General features: G+C 54.6%; 15 protein-coding genes and 1 tRNA gene. 4 read left to right on the plus strand and 12 right to left on the minus strand.

Features of this window, described 5'->3' with window-relative positions; translation table 11 throughout:
* Positions 1–11: 11 nt before the first annotated feature.
* From hpaD to QBD29_RS05945, 3 genes are read right to left on the minus strand one after another with little or no spacing between them, the layout of a single operon-like run.
* Positions 12–992, minus strand: a complete 981-nt coding sequence (hpaD, locus tag QBD29_RS05935) for a 3,4-dihydroxyphenylacetate 2,3-dioxygenase (RefSeq protein ID WP_280100390.1) — start codon at positions 990–992, stop codon at positions 12–14.
* A gap of 2 nt (positions 993–994) precedes the next feature.
* On the minus strand, positions 995–2512 hold the full coding sequence (gene hpaE / locus QBD29_RS05940) for a 5-carboxymethyl-2-hydroxymuconate semialdehyde dehydrogenase (RefSeq protein WP_280100391.1): 1518 nt from the start codon (positions 2510–2512) through the stop codon (positions 995–997).
* Positions 2513–2522: 10 nt separating this feature from the next.
* Positions 2523–2915 carry a 5-carboxymethyl-2-hydroxymuconate Delta-isomerase gene (locus QBD29_RS05945; RefSeq protein ID WP_280100392.1) on the minus strand — a complete coding sequence of 131 codons (393 nt, stop codon included), beginning with the start codon at positions 2913–2915 and terminating at the stop codon, positions 2523–2525.
* A gap of 216 nt (positions 2916–3131) precedes the next feature.
* Between QBD29_RS05945 and hpaR the strand changes: the two genes are divergently transcribed.
* Both hpaR and QBD29_RS05955 read left to right on the plus strand, forming a co-directional pair.
* Complete coding sequence (gene hpaR / locus QBD29_RS05950; protein ID WP_280100393.1) at positions 3132–3590, plus strand: homoprotocatechuate degradation operon regulator HpaR; 459 nt, start codon at positions 3132–3134, stop codon at positions 3588–3590.
* 109 nt (positions 3591–3699) lie between these two features.
* Entirely contained in the window at positions 3700–4539 is an 840-nt protein-coding gene (locus QBD29_RS05955) for a hypothetical protein (protein WP_280100394.1), read from the plus strand.
* Positions 4540–4604: 65 nt separating this feature from the next.
* On the opposite strand, the gene QBD29_RS05960 is transcribed toward QBD29_RS05955, so the two are convergent.
* The 4 genes from QBD29_RS05960 to pyc all read right to left on the minus strand — a co-directional run bounded on the left by QBD29_RS05960 (position 4605) and on the right by pyc (position 9787).
* A tRNA-Gly gene (locus tag QBD29_RS05960) sits at positions 4605–4679 on the minus strand.
* 91 nt (positions 4680–4770) lie between these two features.
* Positions 4771–5601, minus strand: coding sequence for a metallophosphoesterase (locus tag QBD29_RS05965; RefSeq protein ID WP_280100395.1), 831 nt, complete (start codon positions 5599–5601; stop codon positions 4771–4773).
* A gap of 95 nt (positions 5602–5696) precedes the next feature.
* Entirely contained in the window at positions 5697–6269 is a 573-nt protein-coding gene (locus QBD29_RS05970) for an SH3 domain-containing protein (RefSeq protein ID WP_280100396.1), read from the minus strand.
* Between the two features lie 74 nt (positions 6270–6343).
* Positions 6344–9787 (minus strand): pyruvate carboxylase, encoded by a 3444-nt coding sequence (pyc, locus tag QBD29_RS05975; protein WP_280100397.1) that lies wholly within the window; start codon positions 9785–9787, stop codon positions 6344–6346.
* A 182-nt stretch (positions 9788–9969) separates the two neighbouring features.
* Between pyc and QBD29_RS05980 the strand changes: the two genes are divergently transcribed.
* The gene (locus tag QBD29_RS05980; RefSeq protein ID WP_280100398.1) at positions 9970–12348 is read left to right on the plus strand and encodes a UvrD-helicase domain-containing protein; all 2379 of its coding nucleotides are present in this window, start codon (positions 9970–9972) and stop codon (positions 12346–12348) included.
* Here QBD29_RS05980 and QBD29_RS05985 read toward each other — a convergent pair.
* The 5 genes from QBD29_RS05985 to QBD29_RS06005 all read right to left on the minus strand — a co-directional run bounded on the left by QBD29_RS05985 (position 12345) and on the right by QBD29_RS06005 (position 16044).
* Complete coding sequence (locus tag QBD29_RS05985) at positions 12345–13007, minus strand: site-2 protease family protein (RefSeq protein ID WP_280100399.1); 663 nt, start codon at positions 13005–13007, stop codon at positions 12345–12347. The genes QBD29_RS05980 and QBD29_RS05985 overlap by 4 nt on opposite strands.
* A 176-nt stretch (positions 13008–13183) precedes the next feature.
* Positions 13184–13396: a DUF1127 domain-containing protein gene (locus QBD29_RS05990; protein ID WP_280100400.1), complete on the minus strand. Its 213-nt coding sequence runs from the start codon at positions 13394–13396 to the stop codon at positions 13184–13186.
* Between the two features lie 397 nt (positions 13397–13793).
* Positions 13794–14648, minus strand: coding sequence for a substrate-binding domain-containing protein (locus tag QBD29_RS05995; protein ID WP_280100401.1), 855 nt, complete (start codon positions 14646–14648; stop codon positions 13794–13796).
* Positions 14645–15343 (minus strand): ATP-binding cassette domain-containing protein, encoded by a 699-nt coding sequence (locus QBD29_RS06000; protein ID WP_280100402.1) that lies wholly within the window; start codon positions 15341–15343, stop codon positions 14645–14647. The genes QBD29_RS05995 and QBD29_RS06000 overlap by 4 nt, the downstream gene beginning before the upstream one ends.
* Entirely contained in the window at positions 15343–16044 is a 702-nt protein-coding gene (locus QBD29_RS06005; RefSeq protein WP_280100403.1) for an ABC transporter permease, read from the minus strand. Before QBD29_RS06005 ends, QBD29_RS06000 begins: the two co-directional genes overlap by 1 nt.
* A gap of 108 nt (positions 16045–16152) precedes the next feature.
* Here QBD29_RS06005 and QBD29_RS06010 point away from each other — a divergent pair, with 108 nt between their 5' ends.
* Positions 16153–17223 (plus strand): Mrp/NBP35 family ATP-binding protein, encoded by a 1071-nt coding sequence (locus QBD29_RS06010; protein ID WP_280100404.1) that lies wholly within the window; start codon positions 16153–16155, stop codon positions 17221–17223.
* Positions 17224–17296 lie beyond the last annotated feature (73 nt).

A 17296-nucleotide genomic window follows, 5' to 3' on the forward strand; every position in this document is an offset into this window, starting at 1 on the left:
CTTGCGTGGATTTAAGGCGCGATGATTGGCTGGGCCTTTAGATCAGAATCGCGTGTTGGCACATCTTTAAAGGTTGAGCCGTGTTCAAACCAACTGCGCGGGGCGGCGGCGCCCCAGAGGGTTTGGCGTTGGGGGTCTTTGAGGTCCCAATTGATCGGTTCGTGATCGGGATCAACGGTTTGATAATCTGAACAATAGATTTCCGTGCGATGTCCATCAGGGCAGAGAATGTACAAGAAAAACGCGTTTGATATGCCGTGGCGGCCTGGTCCGCGTTCGATATTTGCAACGTAACCCGTAGTGGCCATCAGATCGAGCAGGTCGATAATGTTCAGCGGTGTGGGAACCCAGAAGGCCAGATGGTGCAGACGCGGGCCTGTTCCGTTGGTGAAGGCCACATCGTGAACGCCCCCTTTTCGGTGCATCCAAGCAGCCCAATTTCGGCCCGTTTCCGCATCAGACGTGTGTTCAGTGACGCGAAAGCCCATGTCGTTCCAGAACGCGATGGAGGCATCCACATCGGGAGAGAAATAGTTGAAATGGTCGATGCGCAGCGGTTTGACGCCATTGTAGAGTTTGTATTTCTGATGGATCGACGGCAGGCGTTCCATTTTGTGATAAAATTCAATCGGCATACCCATGTTATCGCGTGTGCGCAGGGTGCGGCCTTGGTGGGGGCGGGTGATCCATTCGGTGGGCAGGCCCTTTGATTTAAAAAAGGTTTCAGCGCGGTCGAGGTCTTCTTCGTCGTAGACTTTGAATCCGCAAACGTTCACGCAGGGTGTGTCGCCTTTCATCAGGATGACGCAATGGTGGCCGCGTTCTTCCATCGCACGCAAATAGATGTGGGTGGAATCTTCGTAGGTGATTTGTAGGCCGAGCGTGTCCACATAGAACGCTTTGGATTGCGCGAGGTCGGTGACAACCAGTTCGATGTGGGACAGGCGGATGATGTTGAAATCGGGATAGAGGTTTGGTGCGGGAAGAGCCATGTTCAGCCTCCGAGTTTTGGGATTTTGTGATCGGACATGGCAAAGGCGATGTTTTTGGTTTCCATGTAAAAATCAAAAGACCAATCGCCGCCGTCGCGGCCAATGCCACTGGCCTTAGCGCCGCCAAATGGGGCGGGCAGGTGGCGGGTGTTTTCGGAATTAACCCAGATCATACCTGCCTCTAGCGCATCGGAGAAGCGCAAGGCGCGGGTGACGTCGGAGGTCCAGATGTAGCCTGTGAGTCCGTATTCCGTGTCGTTCGCCATGTCGAGCGCGTGAGCTTCGTCCGTGAAAGGGATGGCCGTGAGGACGGGGCCGAAGATTTCTTCGCGTGCGATGCGCATGTCGTTGGTGGCGTTGGTAAACAGAGTTGGTGCGATGTAGCAGCCTTTGCCGAGGCCATCGGGTTTGAAACCGCCTGCGGCGATCGTTGCGCCTTCTTCGGTGGCCAGGTTGATATAGCTGTTCACCTTATCTTCATGCACGGGATGGATGAGGGGGCCGACGGTTGTGTTTGGATCAAGCGGATGGCCAACGGTGATGTTCTTGGCTTTTTTCGCGACTTTGGCGGTGAAATCGTCATAGATGCTTTCGTGCACTAACAAGCGCGAGCTGGAGGTACAGCGTTCGCCGTTGAGCGAATAGATCATGAACACGGCAGCGTCTGCAGCGCGTTCCAAGTCGGCGTCGGGAAAGACGATGACGGGGTTTTTGCCACCGAGTTCAAAGTGGAAGCGTTTGAGCGTGGCAGAGGCTTGGCGCATGATGTGGGAGCCTGTGGCCCCTTCACCGACAAAGCCTATGGCCTTGATCGCGGGGTGTTCGGTGAGGGCCTTACCTGCGTCTTCGCCCATGCCGTTTACGAGATTCCACACACCTGGTGGCAAGCCGGCCTCTTCGGCGATTTCGATGAGCAGGCGGGCGGTGAGGGGGGAGAATTCGGCGGGTTTGTGAACCACAGTGCAACCGCAGGCAATCGCGGGAGCGATTTTCCAAGTGGAGAGCATGAAGGGCGTGTTCCACGGGGTGATGATGCCAACGGGGCCAATGGGTTTGCGGCTGGTCACGTTGAGTTGGTTCGGGGCGTAAAGGGATTTGCCGTCGCGGGCTTCGACCGCCTTGTCGGCGAAAAAGCGAAAATTCACGGCGGAGCGGATCGCGGCCTTTGACATGAAGCGCAGGGCTTGGCCTGTGTCCATACATTCGGTGAAAGCGATTTCTTCGGCGCGGGCTTCGATGCCATCTGCGATGCGGTGCAGAATGGCGGCGCGGTCTTTGGGATCGGTTTCAGACCAGCCTTTGAATGCGGCAGCGGCGGCCTGTGCGGCCTTGTCGATATCAGAGGCTTTGCCGTGGGCGACTTCTGCCAATGGCTGTAAATCCACGGGGGAGATGGTTGTGAAGGTTTCACCATCATCTGCTGGCACAGCTTGCCCGTTGATGTGGTTTAACACGCCGTTTTGGGCAAAGCGGGCGAGGTATTTTTCGGCCCTTTTGAGATTGGTTTTCAAATCAGACATTTTTGATCTTTCACGTCTTTTGCGCACGAATGCGCGGATGAATGGCGTTTTTCTTCCAGCTGAAATCAGGGTCGATTTCGCGAATTTCCATGGTTAGAGCGAAGTGAGGTGTTTCAAACTGAGGGGCGAGGAAATCCGTTAATGCGGCCCAAATGTGATTTCCTGCCGCTTTTTTCGTATCTTCTGCGCGCCCTGCACCGATTGAAATAGTCAGATGGAGAAAGCCGTTTTGAGGTAACAGGTCCGCAACTGCATAAGCCGTTGATTTAAGGGCGCGAACCCGCAATGCGCCAAGTTCAAACATGCCTGTTTCCAAAGCAGCCGAGTGCAGGGCCACGCAAAGTTTTTCGTGGTTTATGACGCTGTCTAAATTGGCGGAGTATTCATAAGAAAGATGGGGCATGGGTCCTCATTAATGTTAACACGTTAATTACATTTGTTGCGCAACAGAGTCAATATCGCTGTTGAAATGGGCGTCTTGCGGTTTTGGTGTCTCTCCGTTTTTGAGTATGAGGCTGCGGCTCGCTCTCCCTCAGGTTATGCAGAAGGACTTGCTATTCCACTGAAAATCAATTTATTTAATGTGTTAAATGATTTCGGATGACCAAAGGGTATTGAAGTGACGGAGCAAACGACAAAGTCAGAAGAATTAGGGTTGATGCCCGTTGGCCGAACCCTTCCTATTTTGTTGGTCCGCGCCCGAGAAGTTTTGCTATCCCATTGGCGCGATGTGTTGACAGATATGGGGTTCACGGAACAACAGTGGCGCGTGTTGCGCGTTACAGCAGAGCTTGGCCCGCTTGATATCAGCAAACTGTCCGAAGAAACGGCCCTACATATGCCAAGTGTCACGCGGATTTTGCGCACGTTGGAAGAGGGCGGTTTTGTAAGCCGCCGCCGCGATGAAATGGACTCGCGGCGGTCTTGGATTGATGTGACCGACAAAACCCGCGAAAAAATGGCGCAAGCCGCGGTGCATTCGGATGTGATTTACAAAGAGATTGGCAGCAAGTTCGAAGCGGACAAGATGAACGATTTGATCAAGCTGCTGAATGAGTTCACCGAGATTCGCAAATAACAATTCTGCACGTTCGCTGTGTGATCTGTACTCTTGCACCAAACCGCGCTAGGTTCTGCGCAGTTAAAAAACTGTGGGCAAACCACACGAGCGGCAGGCCATCCATCCTATGACCAAGACATTGTTTCTGATCCGCGCTTTGCGATTTGATCCTGTTGCCGCGCAACTGGCTGATACATTGACTAAAGCAACGGGGCAAAAGGTTGTTTTTGTCTGTGATGAAAGCCGCGGTTCGACCGATACAGCAGGGTATGACAAGATTGCATTGACGCCCGGACGGTTGAAAACCCTTGGTTTGGCCAAAGCGCCTGATGATTGGGGCTGGTTTTGGGGCGATGTTTGTTATTACGCCGCTTTGGCGCGATATGCGGAATACGATTATTACTGTTTGATAGAGTCCGATGTGTTTCTGTCAAAAGATGCGGCGGCACAATTTGTGGATCGGTTAAGCCGCCAACACGAAGACGCATTGGCCGTGCGGTTGGGCCCAATGGACGCGCCACAAAAGTATTCCCGCCCGTTAGAGTTTTTAGGGCTCGACCCGAAATGGGGCTGTATTTTTCCTGTGAGCCGCGTGCATCGCAGCGTGATCAGATCCATGTTGAAGCTGCGGAAACGATCCATTGAGCAAACCCCGAACGGGCGATTGAACGACGAAGGTGTGTTGGTTGGTGCGATCCAAGAGGGGGGTTATAGCCATGCCGCGCTCGATCAGATTTTGCCTGATGTGTTTCGCCCCAAGACCTTTGACACCAATCCCCCCCATTTGTTCGAACCACTGATGGATGGGCCTGATCTGGGTCATGCGTTCCACCCTGTTGTACGTTTTGAAACGGTGATGGAGCGGATTGAAAACAAATACAAAAACTATGGTCGCCACAGGTTGCGTATGGTGCTGCGCGCAGCATCGCCCGACATGCGTGCAAAAATCGAAGCGGTGCTGGATTAAATCAGAAGTCTTCGCCGAAACCACAAAAGCCGCAGCGTGTTGCTGCGGCTTTTGTGGTTTCGAATTGGAGCGGGCGATGAGATTCGAACTCACGACCCTAACCTTGGCAAGGTTATGCTCTACCCCTGAGCTACGCCCGCGTCCTTTTCGTGAGGCCGTCTATAACGAGTTGGCAGCGCATAGGGCAAGGGGAAAATGCACATGAATTGCGAAAAAATTGGGTCTGGGTGATTATGCGTCTGGCATGGCATCCGCAGAGGGCTGTACATCGTCTTCTGCAAGATCGAAATCTTCGGAGTGGGCGATGATTCCGTCAGCGGTTAACAAGATCACGCCATAGGCGGCGGGTTCTGGTGTGGACAGCGACAGATCGGGGTTTTCCAGCGCGAGCGGCATCTGATGGCAGGTGCTTTTAACCACGGTGAAGCCGTGGCCATGCCAACTGCCTGAAATGGTGCGATGCACGTGGCCGCAGATGAAATGCACGTCCACGCCCGCGGATTTCAGAACCTCGGCCATGCGGGTATCATCGCGCATGCGGATTTGATCCATACCTGCGAAGCCGACTTTCATAGGGGGGTGATGAGCAAACAAAGCCACGTTTTGCCCCGCATCTTTGGCCTGTTGCAGCTGATCGGTGAGCCAAGCAAAGCGTTTGTCGCAATACTGGCCGAGATGCGCATAGCTGACGAAAGGGGGGCCGAATTGCGTATCAGTGGTCAGCACGCGGGTTGTGCCATAAACGAATGCGTCTTGGACAAAGCCGTTGTCATCTGTGCTGGCCCAGGGAAAGGCCGCCGTGAGGTTATCCCGTTGATCGTGATTGCCGCACATCAAAGTAACGGGAATAGGGCAATCGGCAATGATTTCGCCGACGCGGGCGTATTCTTCGGGTGTGCCAGAGTTTGTCAGGTCACCCATCAGAATCACACGTTCCGCATCAGGATGGTGAGCGATCGCATGGGCCAGCCCCCTTTTGAAGTTTTCAAATGGGTCGATTCCGATGATTGTCTGCCCTTCGGGCTTCATATGGATGTCGGTGAGGGCGAGGAGTTTGGTCATAGCTTTGGCTCTGTAAGGATGGGCCAAATATACGGTGCAATGGGCGGATTCCTAGCGGAATTTCCTGCGTTTCAAAGCAGATATCCTGATCGGCGTTATTGTTGGATGGTTTGTTCTTTGTTCACAGGTTTCGCTGAATTGACCGTTTTGCGCCGTTTGGGTGGAGTGGCTTTGCGATTTCGCTTTGGTTTTGACTTTGACACAATGCGCACGGTCGGTGGGGTTTGCGACAGATACCGTTTGTTCACCCATCCTGTAACGGCTTGACCGTCTTTGAGGCCTTCGACTTGAACCCAGTATGTGTTGCGCGACACCACGGTTACTTTTTCGGCAAATGGCAGTTTTTCCAAAACGGCAAAATCTGTGCTTGGCCCTGCGCGCAGGTTCAACAACGACGCGGCAATGTAGGCATCGTTTTCCGTGGCTTTTGCGGGGGCTCCTGCGAGGGTGAAAGTGACGTTTTCTGGCTGTTCCGCAAGATCGCCCTGCGCGCCCACTGGGGCAGGGACGCCAAGGGCGGATTTGCTGGGGGATTTGTCCCAATCGGACACGGCTGTGATGGTATTTGAGAGGACAGTTTTAACCGAACCGCCGTCTGGCGCATTCATGTAGATAGCTGCGGCAAAGGCAACGCTTAGGACAAAAACTGCTCTGAAAATACCGTACAAGACACCCCCCAGTCGTTGCTTTCAGGCTAACGACTGGAAAATGATTCGACCAGAGGTGGTGAAAATACGGGCGGTTATTCGAACTCTACCAGCAAATCCTTGGCGTCCACTTGGCTGCCTGCGGGGGCGTGAACGGCCTTAATCGTACCGTCTGTTTCTGCATGGATGCCTGTTTCCATTTTCATCGCTTCAATCGTCAAAAGCATGTCGCCAGACTTTACCTTTTGGCCAGCGGCCACGACGACGGAAGAAATCACGCCCGGCATCGGGGCGCCGATGTGGGCGGAATTGCCTGCTTCGGCTTTGGGGCGTTTGGCGGTGCTGGCGGCGACTTTGCGGTCTGTTACGCGAATGGTGCGGGGTTGACCGTTCAGTTCAAAGAACACACGGGCTTCGCCGTTTTCATCTGTTTCGCCAATGGCTTGCAGGCGGATTTCCAGCGTTTTACCGGGGTCGATTTCGGCGCTGATCTGTTCGGATGGTTCCATACCGTAGAAAAAGGTTTTCGTCGGCAGGGTGCGAACGGGGCCATAGGTGCGGTGGCGGCCCATGTAATCAAGGAAGACTTTGGGGTACATCAGGTAGCCATTGAGATCTTCGCCATCCACGTCGAAACCCTCGAGCGTTTCTGACAGCTCTGCGCGTGTTGCATCTAGGTCGATGGGTTCCATATGCGCCCCAGGCCGTGTGGTGGCAGGTGTGTCGCCCTTGAGAATTTTCGACTGGATTTTGGTCGGGAAACCACCCGGAGGCTGGCCCAGATTGCCGCGCATCATATCAACCACGCTATCGGGGAAGGCCACGTCGGTTTTGGGGTTTTCCACGTCATCGCGTGTCAGGTTTTGGGACACCATCATCAGGGCCATGTCCCCGACCACTTTGGACGATGGGGTCACCTTAACAATGTCGCCGAACATTTGGTTCACGTCGGCGTAGGTTTGGGCCACTTCGTGCCAGCGATCCTCTAACCCCAAAGAGCGTGCTTGTGCCTTGAGGTTGGTGAATTGGCCGCCGGGCATTTCATGCAGGTAAACCTCGGATGCGGGGGCTGCGAGGCCGCTTTCAAAAGCAGCATATTGGCTGCGCACGCCTTCCCAGTAATCCGAGATTTCGCGCACGGCTGTCATGTCGAGCCCCGTATCACGGTCAGTGTGGCGCAAGCCTTCGACGATGGAACCAAGACAGGGTTGCGAAGTGCCGCCCGAAAACGCGTCCATGGCGGCGTCCACGGCATCGACGCCTGCTTCTGCTGCGGCAAGGATGGTTGCGCCTGCGATGCCTGATGTGTCGTGCGTGTGGAAATGAATCGGCAAGCCGACTTCCTCTTTCAGGGCCTTAACCAGCACACGGGCGGCAGCGGGTTTCAAAAGACCAGCCATGTCTTTCAGGCCGATTAGATGCGCACCTGCGGCTTTCAGCTCTTTGCCCATGTTTGTGTAGTAATTCAGGTCATATTTGGCGCGATTGGGGTCCAAAATATCGCCTGTGTAACAAATTGTGCCTTCGCAGAGTTTGCCGTTTTCAACCACGGCATCCATAGCGACACGCATATTTTCAACCCAGTTGAGGCTGTCGAAGACGCGGAATACATCGACGCCCGTTTCCGCCGCTTGGCGCACAAATTCCTGTACCACATTGTCGGGATAGTTGGTGTAGCCCACGCCGTTGGAGGCGCGAAGGAGCATCTGCGTCATCAGGTTTGGCATCTTGGCCCGCAGGTCGCGCAGGCGCTGCCACGGGCATTCTTGCAAGAAGCGGTATGCTACATCGAATGTCGCGCCGCCCCAGCATTCCACAGAGAAAAGTTGTGGCAGGTTGTGCGCGTAGGCATCAGCCACTTTGATCATATCGTGGCTACGCATACGGGTGGCGAGCAAGGATTGGTGCCCGTCGCGCATGGTGGTGTCTGTTAGCAGAAGTTGTTTCTGATCTGCCATCCAATCGATCACAGCTTCAGGGCCTTTGGATTCGAGCAGGTTTCGCGTCCCTGCCGCAGGCGCGTCGGCGCGAAGTTTCGGAGCCTTTGGGGCCTTGGCGGTCGCTGCTGGTTTTGGGCGACCTTCGACATCTGGGTGGCCGTTCACGGTGATATCGGCCACGTAGGTGAGGATTTTGGTGGCGCGGTCACGGCGCTTTTTAAAGCGGAACAGTTCGGGCGTCGTGTCGATGAATTTTGTGGTGTAGCTGTTGTCGAGGAAGGTTTCGTGTTTCAGCAGGTTTTCCACAAAAGCAATGTTGGTGGACACACCGCGGATACGGAATTCGCGCAAGGCGCGGTCCATGCGGGCGATGGCCTCGGATGGCGTTGGCGCCCATGCGGTGACTTTTTCCAATAGTGAATCATAGTATCGGGTGATGACCGCGCCTGAATAGGCGGTGCCGCCATCAAGACGGATACCCATGCCTGTGGCCCCGCGATAGGCGGTGATGCGGCCATAATCAGGGATAAAGTTGTTTTGCGGGTCTTCGGTTGTAACACGGCACTGCATGGCGTGGCCGCGTAGTTGAATATCCGCTTGGGAGGCAACGCCTGTGGCCTCTGCCAGTGTGGCGCCTTCGGCGATGCGGATTTGGGAGCGGACGATGTCGATGCCTGTGACTTCTTCGGTGACGGTGTGTTCCACTTGGACGCGGGGGTTCACCTCGATGAAGAAAAATTCTTCGGTGTCCATATCCATGAGGAATTCGACAGTGCCAGCACATTCGTATCCCACGTGAGCACAGATTTTGCGGCCCAAGGCGCACAAGGTTTCGCGCTGTTCTTGGGACAGGTATGGGGCGGGGGCGCGTTCCACGACCTTTTGGTTGCGGCGTTGGACGGAGCAATCTCGTTCCCAAAGGTGATAGATTTCACCGTGGCTATCGCCGAGGATTTGCACCTCTACGTGGCGGGCGCGTTGGACGAGGCGTTCGAGGTAGCCTTCGCCGTTGCCAAAGGCGGCTTCGGCTTCGCGGCGGCCTTCGAGCACTTTTTCTTCGAGCTCGTCTGGGGACATGATCGGGCGCATTCCGCGACCACCACCGCCCCAAGACGCCTTGAGCATAAAGGGATAGCCCACTTCGGCGGCCATTTTATGCACTTGATCCATATCGTCGGGCAAAACTTCGGTGGCAGGAACAACGGGAACGCCAGCCTCAATCGCGACGCGGCGCGCGGAGGCTTTGTCGCCCAATTGGCGCATTGTTTCGGCTTTGGGGCCGATGAACGTAAGGCCTGCGTCCGTGCAGGCATCTACGAAATCTGGGTTTTCGGACAGCAGGCCATAGCCTGGATGCACCGCGTCTGCGCCAGACATTTTGGCAACGCGAATGATTTCTTCGATGGAGAGATAGGCGGCGACAGGGCCAAGACCTTCGCCGATTTTATAGGCCTCATCTGCCTTAAATCGGTGTAGACCGAGTTTATCCTCCTCCGCATAAACTGCGACCGTTCGCTTGCCCATTTCATTGGCAGCCCGCATGATACGGATGGCGATTTCACCACGGTTTGCAATTAGGATTTTGGAGAAGTTTTTCATAAATCACGGTCCTTAAGGTGGTGAGTTTCCGTAGGGGTAGCGCCAGTTACATTTTGTTACAATCGGCAATTGCTGCAGTGCAGTAAATGCGACAGGTTTAACGTTAACCGCGAAATGAAGGGAAAGAACATTTTGCGAACATAGACTTTATCTTGTTTCAGGATCGGGTTAGGTAAGAAACCATGAGCAGTTGGGAAGAATCAGACGCCTTTGAAGCGGCGGCCAATATTCCGTTGTCGCAGCGCGCCATGGGCGTGCGGCCTGCGCCCTATTTGGATGGGCTGAACCCAGCACAACGCGAAGCGGTGGAGCAGTTGGATGGCCCTGTTTTGATGTTGGCAGGGGCGGGCACGGGCAAGACCAAGGCGCTGACCACGCGCATTGTGCATTTGATGAACACAGGGCGGGTGCAGCCGAATGAGATTTTGGCGGTGACGTTCACGAACAAAGCTGCGCGGGAAATGAAGAACCGTGTGGGTGGTATGCTCGGCGAGATGGTGGAGGGGATGCCGTGGCTCGGCACGTTCCATAGTCTGAGCGTAAAGCTGTTGCGGCGGCATGCGGAATTGGTTGGGTTAAAATCGAATTTCACGATTTTGGATACGGACGATCAGATCAGACTGCTGAAACAGTTGATCCAAGCAGAGCATATTGATGACAAACGTTGGCCTGCGCGAATGTTGGCGGGGTTGATTGACGGGTGGAAGAACCGTGCGTTGACGCCTGATAAGGTTCCTGCGTCTGACGCAGCGGCGTTCAATCACAAAGGCAGTGATCTGTATGAGGCGTATCAGGAACGGTTGAAGGTGCTGAACGCCTGCGATTTTGGCGATCTGCTGCTGCATGTGGTGACGATTTTTCAGAAATACCCAGATGTGTTGGCGAAGTATCAGCAGTGGTTCAAATACATTTTGGTGGACGAGTATCAGGACACCAACGTGGCGCAGTATATGTGGCTGCGGTTATTGGCGGCGGATCACAAGAACATTTGTTGCGTCGGCGATGACGACCAGTCGATTTATGGCTGGCGCGGGGCCGAGGTGGGCAACATTCTGCGGTTTGAGAAAGACTTTCCGGGCGCGAAAACGGTGCGGTTGGAGCAGAATTATCGCTCGACCAAGCATATTCTGGGCGCTGCCAGTGGTGTGATTGCTGGGAATGAAACGCGTTTGGGTAAGACGCTGTTTACGGACCGCGATGACGGCGAAAAGGTGCGCCTGATCGGGCATTGGGACGGGGAGGAAGAGGCGCGCTGGATCGGTGAAGAAATCGAGGCGTTTCAAAGCGGGACACGCGGGCACGACCCGATAAACCCAGAAAACATGGCGATTTTGGTTCGCGCGTCCCATCAGATGCGGGCGTTTGAGGATCGGTTTTTGACCATTGGCTTGCCGTACCGTGTGATTGGCGGACCACGGTTTTATGAACGGATGGAAATTCGCGATGCGATGGCCTATTTCCGTGTCGCCGTAAGCTCGGATGACAGTTTGGCGTTTGAGCGGATCGTGAACACGCCGCGTCGTGGGGTGGGCGACAAGGCCATTCAAACGATCAATCAGGTGGCGCGGGAAAACGGCGTTTCCATGATCGAAGGCGCTCGGATTGCGGTGCAATCGGGGGCGTTGAAGGGCAAAGCGCTGTCTGGAGTGCGTGAGTTGGTGGCGGGGTTTGATCGCTGGTCTGGGCTGATCCATCAGGACAAACTGAGCCACATCGAAATTGCCGAACAGATTTTGGATGAATCTGGCTACACTGATCACTGGAAAAACGACAAAACGCCCGAAGCGCCTGGACGGTTGGAGAACCTGAAAGAACTGGTCAAAGCGTTGGAATTGTTTGAAAATATGCAAGGGTTTTTGGAGCACGTCAGCCTTATCATGGACAATGAACAGGACGATGGGCAGCCCAAGGTTTCGATCATGACGTTGCACGCGGCCAAGGGTTTGGAATTTCCCGTGGTGTTTTTGCCCGGCTGGGAAGATGGTTTGTTTCCATCGCAACGGTCCATGGATGAAAGCGGGCTGAAGGGGATCGAGGAAGAACGGCGACTGGCCTATGTGGGGATCACGCGGGCCGAGGAGTTTTGCACGATTTCATTTGCATCCAATCGGTTGGTGTTTGGGCAGTGGCAATCATCCATGCCAAGCCGTTTCATTGACGAACTGCCAGAACAGCATGTGGATGTGTTAACACCGCCCGGGCTTTATGGTGGGAATTTTGGCGCTGCGGCCAGCAGTCACACGTCTGAAGGTGCGTCCAAGGGCTCTGATTTGATGGACAAGGCGAGCCGTGCGGATGCGTATAACTCACCTGGTTGGCGGCGGATGCAGGCGCGATCTGCGCAGCGCGGGATGAGCCAACCGCGGGAAGGCGCGAACCTGACTATTGATAGTCAGGCTGTGTCTTCGTTTGGCCTTGGGGATCGGGTGTTTCACCAGAAATTCGGCTATGGCGCGGTGATCGGGATCGAAGGCGACAAGCTGGAAATCTCGTTCGATAAGGCGGGCGTGAAAAAGGTCGTTGGCAGTTTTGTAACCGCCCCTGACGATCTGCCGTTTTAACCTAGCGTGCCGCGAAACATCTGCCAATGGGTGCGGATGGATGGCATGAATATCAGCAAAAAGCCGAGCAAGACAAAGCAGGCGATCATAGCGGGGATCCACAATACCGCACAGACCAACCCGACGAATCCTGCGATTTTAATGGCCCTGTCACGATCAAAAAATCGCATCATGGTCAGGAAAAACAATTTCCCGCCATCCAGCGGTTGCACTGGGATCATATTGAGGCAGAACAGGAAAAAATTGATGCTGTAAAACCAGTAAACGTATTTCCCAAGCCAATAAAAACTGCTTTCGATCACAAACGGATAGGCCAAGCCGAAGATGGCCCACAAAGCGAGATTTACGATGGGGCCCATGGCCACGACGAATTCTTCTTCGGCACGTGGCAGGACGCGATACCCTTCGCAAAAGCCACCGCCGCCGTAAATCATCACCCGTTTGACGCTGTGGCCTTGGACCAATGTGCCCCATGCGTGGCCAAATTCGTGCAGGAAAATCGCCAGAAGGATCAGCAGGAAATAGATGATGTTATCAAGTTGGATGCCATTTTGCGGTTGGATGAAAATAAAGGCGAGCAAGAAAATAGATGCGCCGATTTCAACAGGAACCCCAAAAGGGCCGCGAAATGTGAAAATGGGGGTGTCGTTTGTAAACACGGGAGAGCCTGCTCTTAAATTTGTTTTCCTATGAGTATGGGAAATAAAACTGTGCGGCTATGCGTGAATTGGAGAAAGTTATCTGTTGTGGTGTCTGGGACGCAAGAAAAAGGGTGCCAAGCGGTTTGCAAGGCACCCTTTCGTTTGCAAGCAGACGGCAGCTAACTGTAAAACAATTAGGCGCCGTAAACAGCTTCCATGGCGACTGATTTAATGGCGCTGCGGTTCAAGCCCAGATCGTCCAGTTCTTTTGAAGACAGGTTGTTCAGCTCGGACACTGTTTTGCGATACGCACGGTATTGAACGGCAGCTTCGATGGCGCTGAATACAGGTGTGAACAGGTTTGAGAGGGCAGGTACGGCAGTTGTGTTTGTTGCGAATGTAGACATGGGTCAGGTCCTTTTGTCTGTGTGTCGTTTTCTGCTGCTGAATGTATGGGTTCTGGAAAAATTGAGTAGGCAGATATTGGTCAAAACCGATATGCGCTGGATGCATGGGTCGGGGCGTGATGCTGGGCCTGAGCATAAAAAAACGACGGTGCGAGGGAGGCGCACCGTCGTTAAAAATAAGATTGCGTCAACAGGGAGGAAAAGCGCAATCTGGTATTTCAGCCCAATTCGGCTGCTTGCTAGGGCTACATTCAAGGGACAGCCCGCTTTCGCGGTAGGGGAGGAACTGCTTGTCCATGTTTGCCGAAGCGTTGAGACTAATTTAGGCTGCGGTGCAGCATTGGAGTAGTCAGGTTTTTTGCAATTCCGCTATGCGTTTTTTGCATGGCTTGCGGGGTTAATCCAAAGCTTTGTCAGAAGGGCAAAAGGCTTTGCTGTCTTTTTCTGGCTGCGCGTTAGGGCAAAAAAGTTGTTTGTTTTCAACGCGAAAATTAGAGATAGCCTGTTGGCCTGTTTCAGATGTGATCCAATCCGCGAAGCGCCGAGCTGACTCGACGTCCACATGGGGATGACGTGTTGGATTTACCAAAATGAGACCATAGGGATTGCGCAACACTGGTTGCCCTTGAAACAGAATCTGTAGATTTTGGGTGTTCCCAAAGGACAGCCACGTGCCTCGATCTGACATCAAATAGGCATCCGTTGCGGCCGCCATGTTCAATGCGGCCCCCATACCTGCGCCGATTTCACGATACCAGGCGCCATTTGGGGACAGGCCCGCATCACGCCACATTTCCTGTTCTTTCTTATGGGTCCCACTGTCATCTCCGCGCGAAATAAACAGGGGGGTGGTTTTGGCGAGTCTCTGAAAGACATCTTTCACGCTGGTGGCGTTTGCCACATCCGCGGGATCAGAGGCGGGGCCAATAATGACAAAGTCATTGTACATAACATCGCGTCGATCAATGCCGAACCCTTCCGTCACAAAGGCGTCTTCGGAGGGGCGGTGATGTACCAAGAGCGCATCCGCATCGCCGTTTTCCGCGATTTTAATGGCTTGGCCTGTGCCAACGGCAACCACATTGACGCGAATGCCTGTGTCGGCTTCGAATTGAGGCAGTAGATACCGATAAAGCCCTGAATTTTGCGTCGAAGTGGTCGAGGCCAGCGTGATGGCGTTTTCCGCGAGCGACATGGACCCGCAGAGCATGAGTGCCAAAATGGATCCGATAAAGGAGGTGCTAATTTTCATAAAAGCTGGCCTTGCAGGAAGTGAACGGCGTCGTCGCTTTTTGGCTGTGAAAAGAAGTCTTTGGCAAGAGCGTTTTCGCGCAAACGCCCGTTTGTGAAAAACAAAACGCGGTGGGCCATGCGACGGGTTTGGACCAAATCGTGATGGGCCATGAGAATAGGCGTGGAGCGTGCCACATCAGAGATGATGGCTTCCATGTCTTGGGTTGCGGCGGGGTCGAGGCCCGCAAAGGGCTCATCGAGCAGCAAAACTTCGGGATCAGCAACCAGTGCGCGTGCAAGGTTCATGCGGCGCAGTTCACCGCCTGATAATGTGGCGGCAGGGGTATTGGCGCGATCAGACAGGCGGGCGCGGTGCAAGGCCGCGTCGATTTTGGCTTTGCGGTCAGCGCGCGCGATGCCGTGGGATTGTAAGGCAAAGTCGATGTTGGCCTGTACCGTGCGGCGCAGCACGACAGGCGTTTGCAGCATATAGCCTCGGGTTGCACGGTTCTGATCGGCGGTGATACCACCCCATTGCACAACGCCATCTGACAGGGTTAGTGTGCCGTGGCAGGCCGCCAGAAACAGCGATTTTCCTGCGCCGTTGGGCCCAAGCACGGCTGTGATTCCAATCAGGGACTGATCAAACGTGATCGGCCCGAGCAGGACGTCGTCCCCTGATGATACCGTTAGATTTTCCAAAGAAAGCTGCATTATTGGCGGACCATCTGATATTTTTCACCCATTCGGGCGATGGTGTGGGTCAACAGGTTTACTGAAAAGGCGATGACCAACAAAACGATGCCAAGGGCAAGCGCCAGTTGCAGGTTCCCTTTGGAGGTTTCCAGCGCGATGGTTGTGGTCATCACACGGGTCAGTCCATTGATGTTGCCCCCCACGATGATGACAGCGCCCACTTCGGCCAAGGCGCGACCAAACCCTGCGAGGATGGCAACGGACACGGCAAAACGCGCATCCCAGATGATCGTGCGAATGCGCAAGCTGCGGGGCGTGTCGAGTGCATTAAACAGGCTGATGTATTCGCGGTTGAGCGGTTGCACCGCTTGGTGAGTGAGCGACAGAATGATTGGGAAAATCAAAATGGTTTGCGCGATGATCATGGCCGTTGGCGTGAACAACAAGCCTAGATCGCCAAGCGGACCAGAGCGCGACAACAAAAGGTAAACCGCAAGGCCCACCACCACAGGGGGCAGGGCCATAAAGGCGCTGGAGATTACCAACAACAGACGGCGCCCCGGAAATTGTAGGATAGCGAGTGCAGCCCCTGCGGGGATTGCGAATAAGGCTGCAATCAGCGTGGCAGACAAGGACACCCGCAACGACAATGCGATGATGGTCATCAGGTCTTTGTCACCTGATAGGATCAGACCAATGGCAGTTGTGAAAATTTCCATGGGTTTTGTCTGCGCTTGCGGCGCTTCGCCTCTTGCCCTTTTGTGCGTGATGGACAAGTTAAGGCCTGAGCGCGGTGGAGCGCAACCTCGGATCAAGGAAATCGTCACATGGCACTTACCCAAGCGGAAATTCTCGACGCGTTGAAGGTTTTGAAATTGCAAGATGGCCGCGATGTGGTGGAAGCGGATTTTGTCCGCGCCCTGAGCATCGACGGTGCAACAGTGCGATTTGTGCTGGAGGTTCCGCCAGAGCTGGGCCCGCAGATGGAGCCTGTGCGCCAAGCGGCCGAACAGATTGTAAGCCGCATGGATGGTGTGGAGAAGGCGAGTGTGTTGCTCACCGCCCATGGCCCAGCCCCCAAAGCGCCTGAACCGCCGCAACTGAAAATTGGTGGACACCCAAAGCCAAGCGCAGAGCAAGCCCCTGTTGCGGGTGTTGATCGCATTTTGGCCATTGCATCTGGTAAGGGCGGTGTTGGTAAATCCACAGTGTCGAGCAATCTGGCGGTGGCGCTGGCGAAACAGGGGCGGCGTGTTGGTCTGCTTGATGCAGATATCTATGGGCCGAGCCAGCCGCGTATGATGGGTGTGAGCAAGCGGCCATCTTCGCCTGACGGAAAGACGATTATCCCGCTGAAAGCGCATGGTGTGACCATGATGTCGATTGGCCTGATGCTGGAAGAGGACCAAGCGGTTGTTTGGCGCGGGCCCATGTTGATGGGAGCCTTGCAGCAAATGCTGGGGCAGGTGGAATGGGGCGAGTTGGACGTGCTGATCGTTGATTTGCCGCCAGGCACGGGGGATGTGCAATTGACGCTGGCACAGAAATCCAAAGTGACAGGCGCGATTGTTGTATCGACACCGCAGGATGTGGCGCTTTTGGATGCGCGCAAGGCGCTCAACATGTTTGAAAAGACCAAGACGCCCGTTTTGGGGATGATTGAAAACATGTCGATGTATGTCTGTCCAAGCTGTGGCCACGAGGCGCATTTGTTCGGGCATGGCGGGGCCAAAGAGGAGGCCGACCGGTTGGGTTTGCCCTTCCTTGGGGCGATTCCTTTGGAATTGGATATTCGTTTGGCAGGGGATTCTGGCACACCGATTGCCGCCACAGACAGCCCTGTGGCCGAGGCATACGCCGATATTGCGCGGCGTTTGGTGGGCGGTGGACTGGCCTAACGCATGAAACAGGTGTTTAGCTGGCAATAAGCAACCCAATTGCCCCCTTGTTGGGTTGACAGGTTGGCTGGGT

Origin of the sequence: Amylibacter sp. IMCC11727, assembly GCF_029854195.1 — a bacterium.
Lineage (GTDB): Bacteria > Pseudomonadota > Alphaproteobacteria > Rhodobacterales > Rhodobacteraceae > Amylibacter.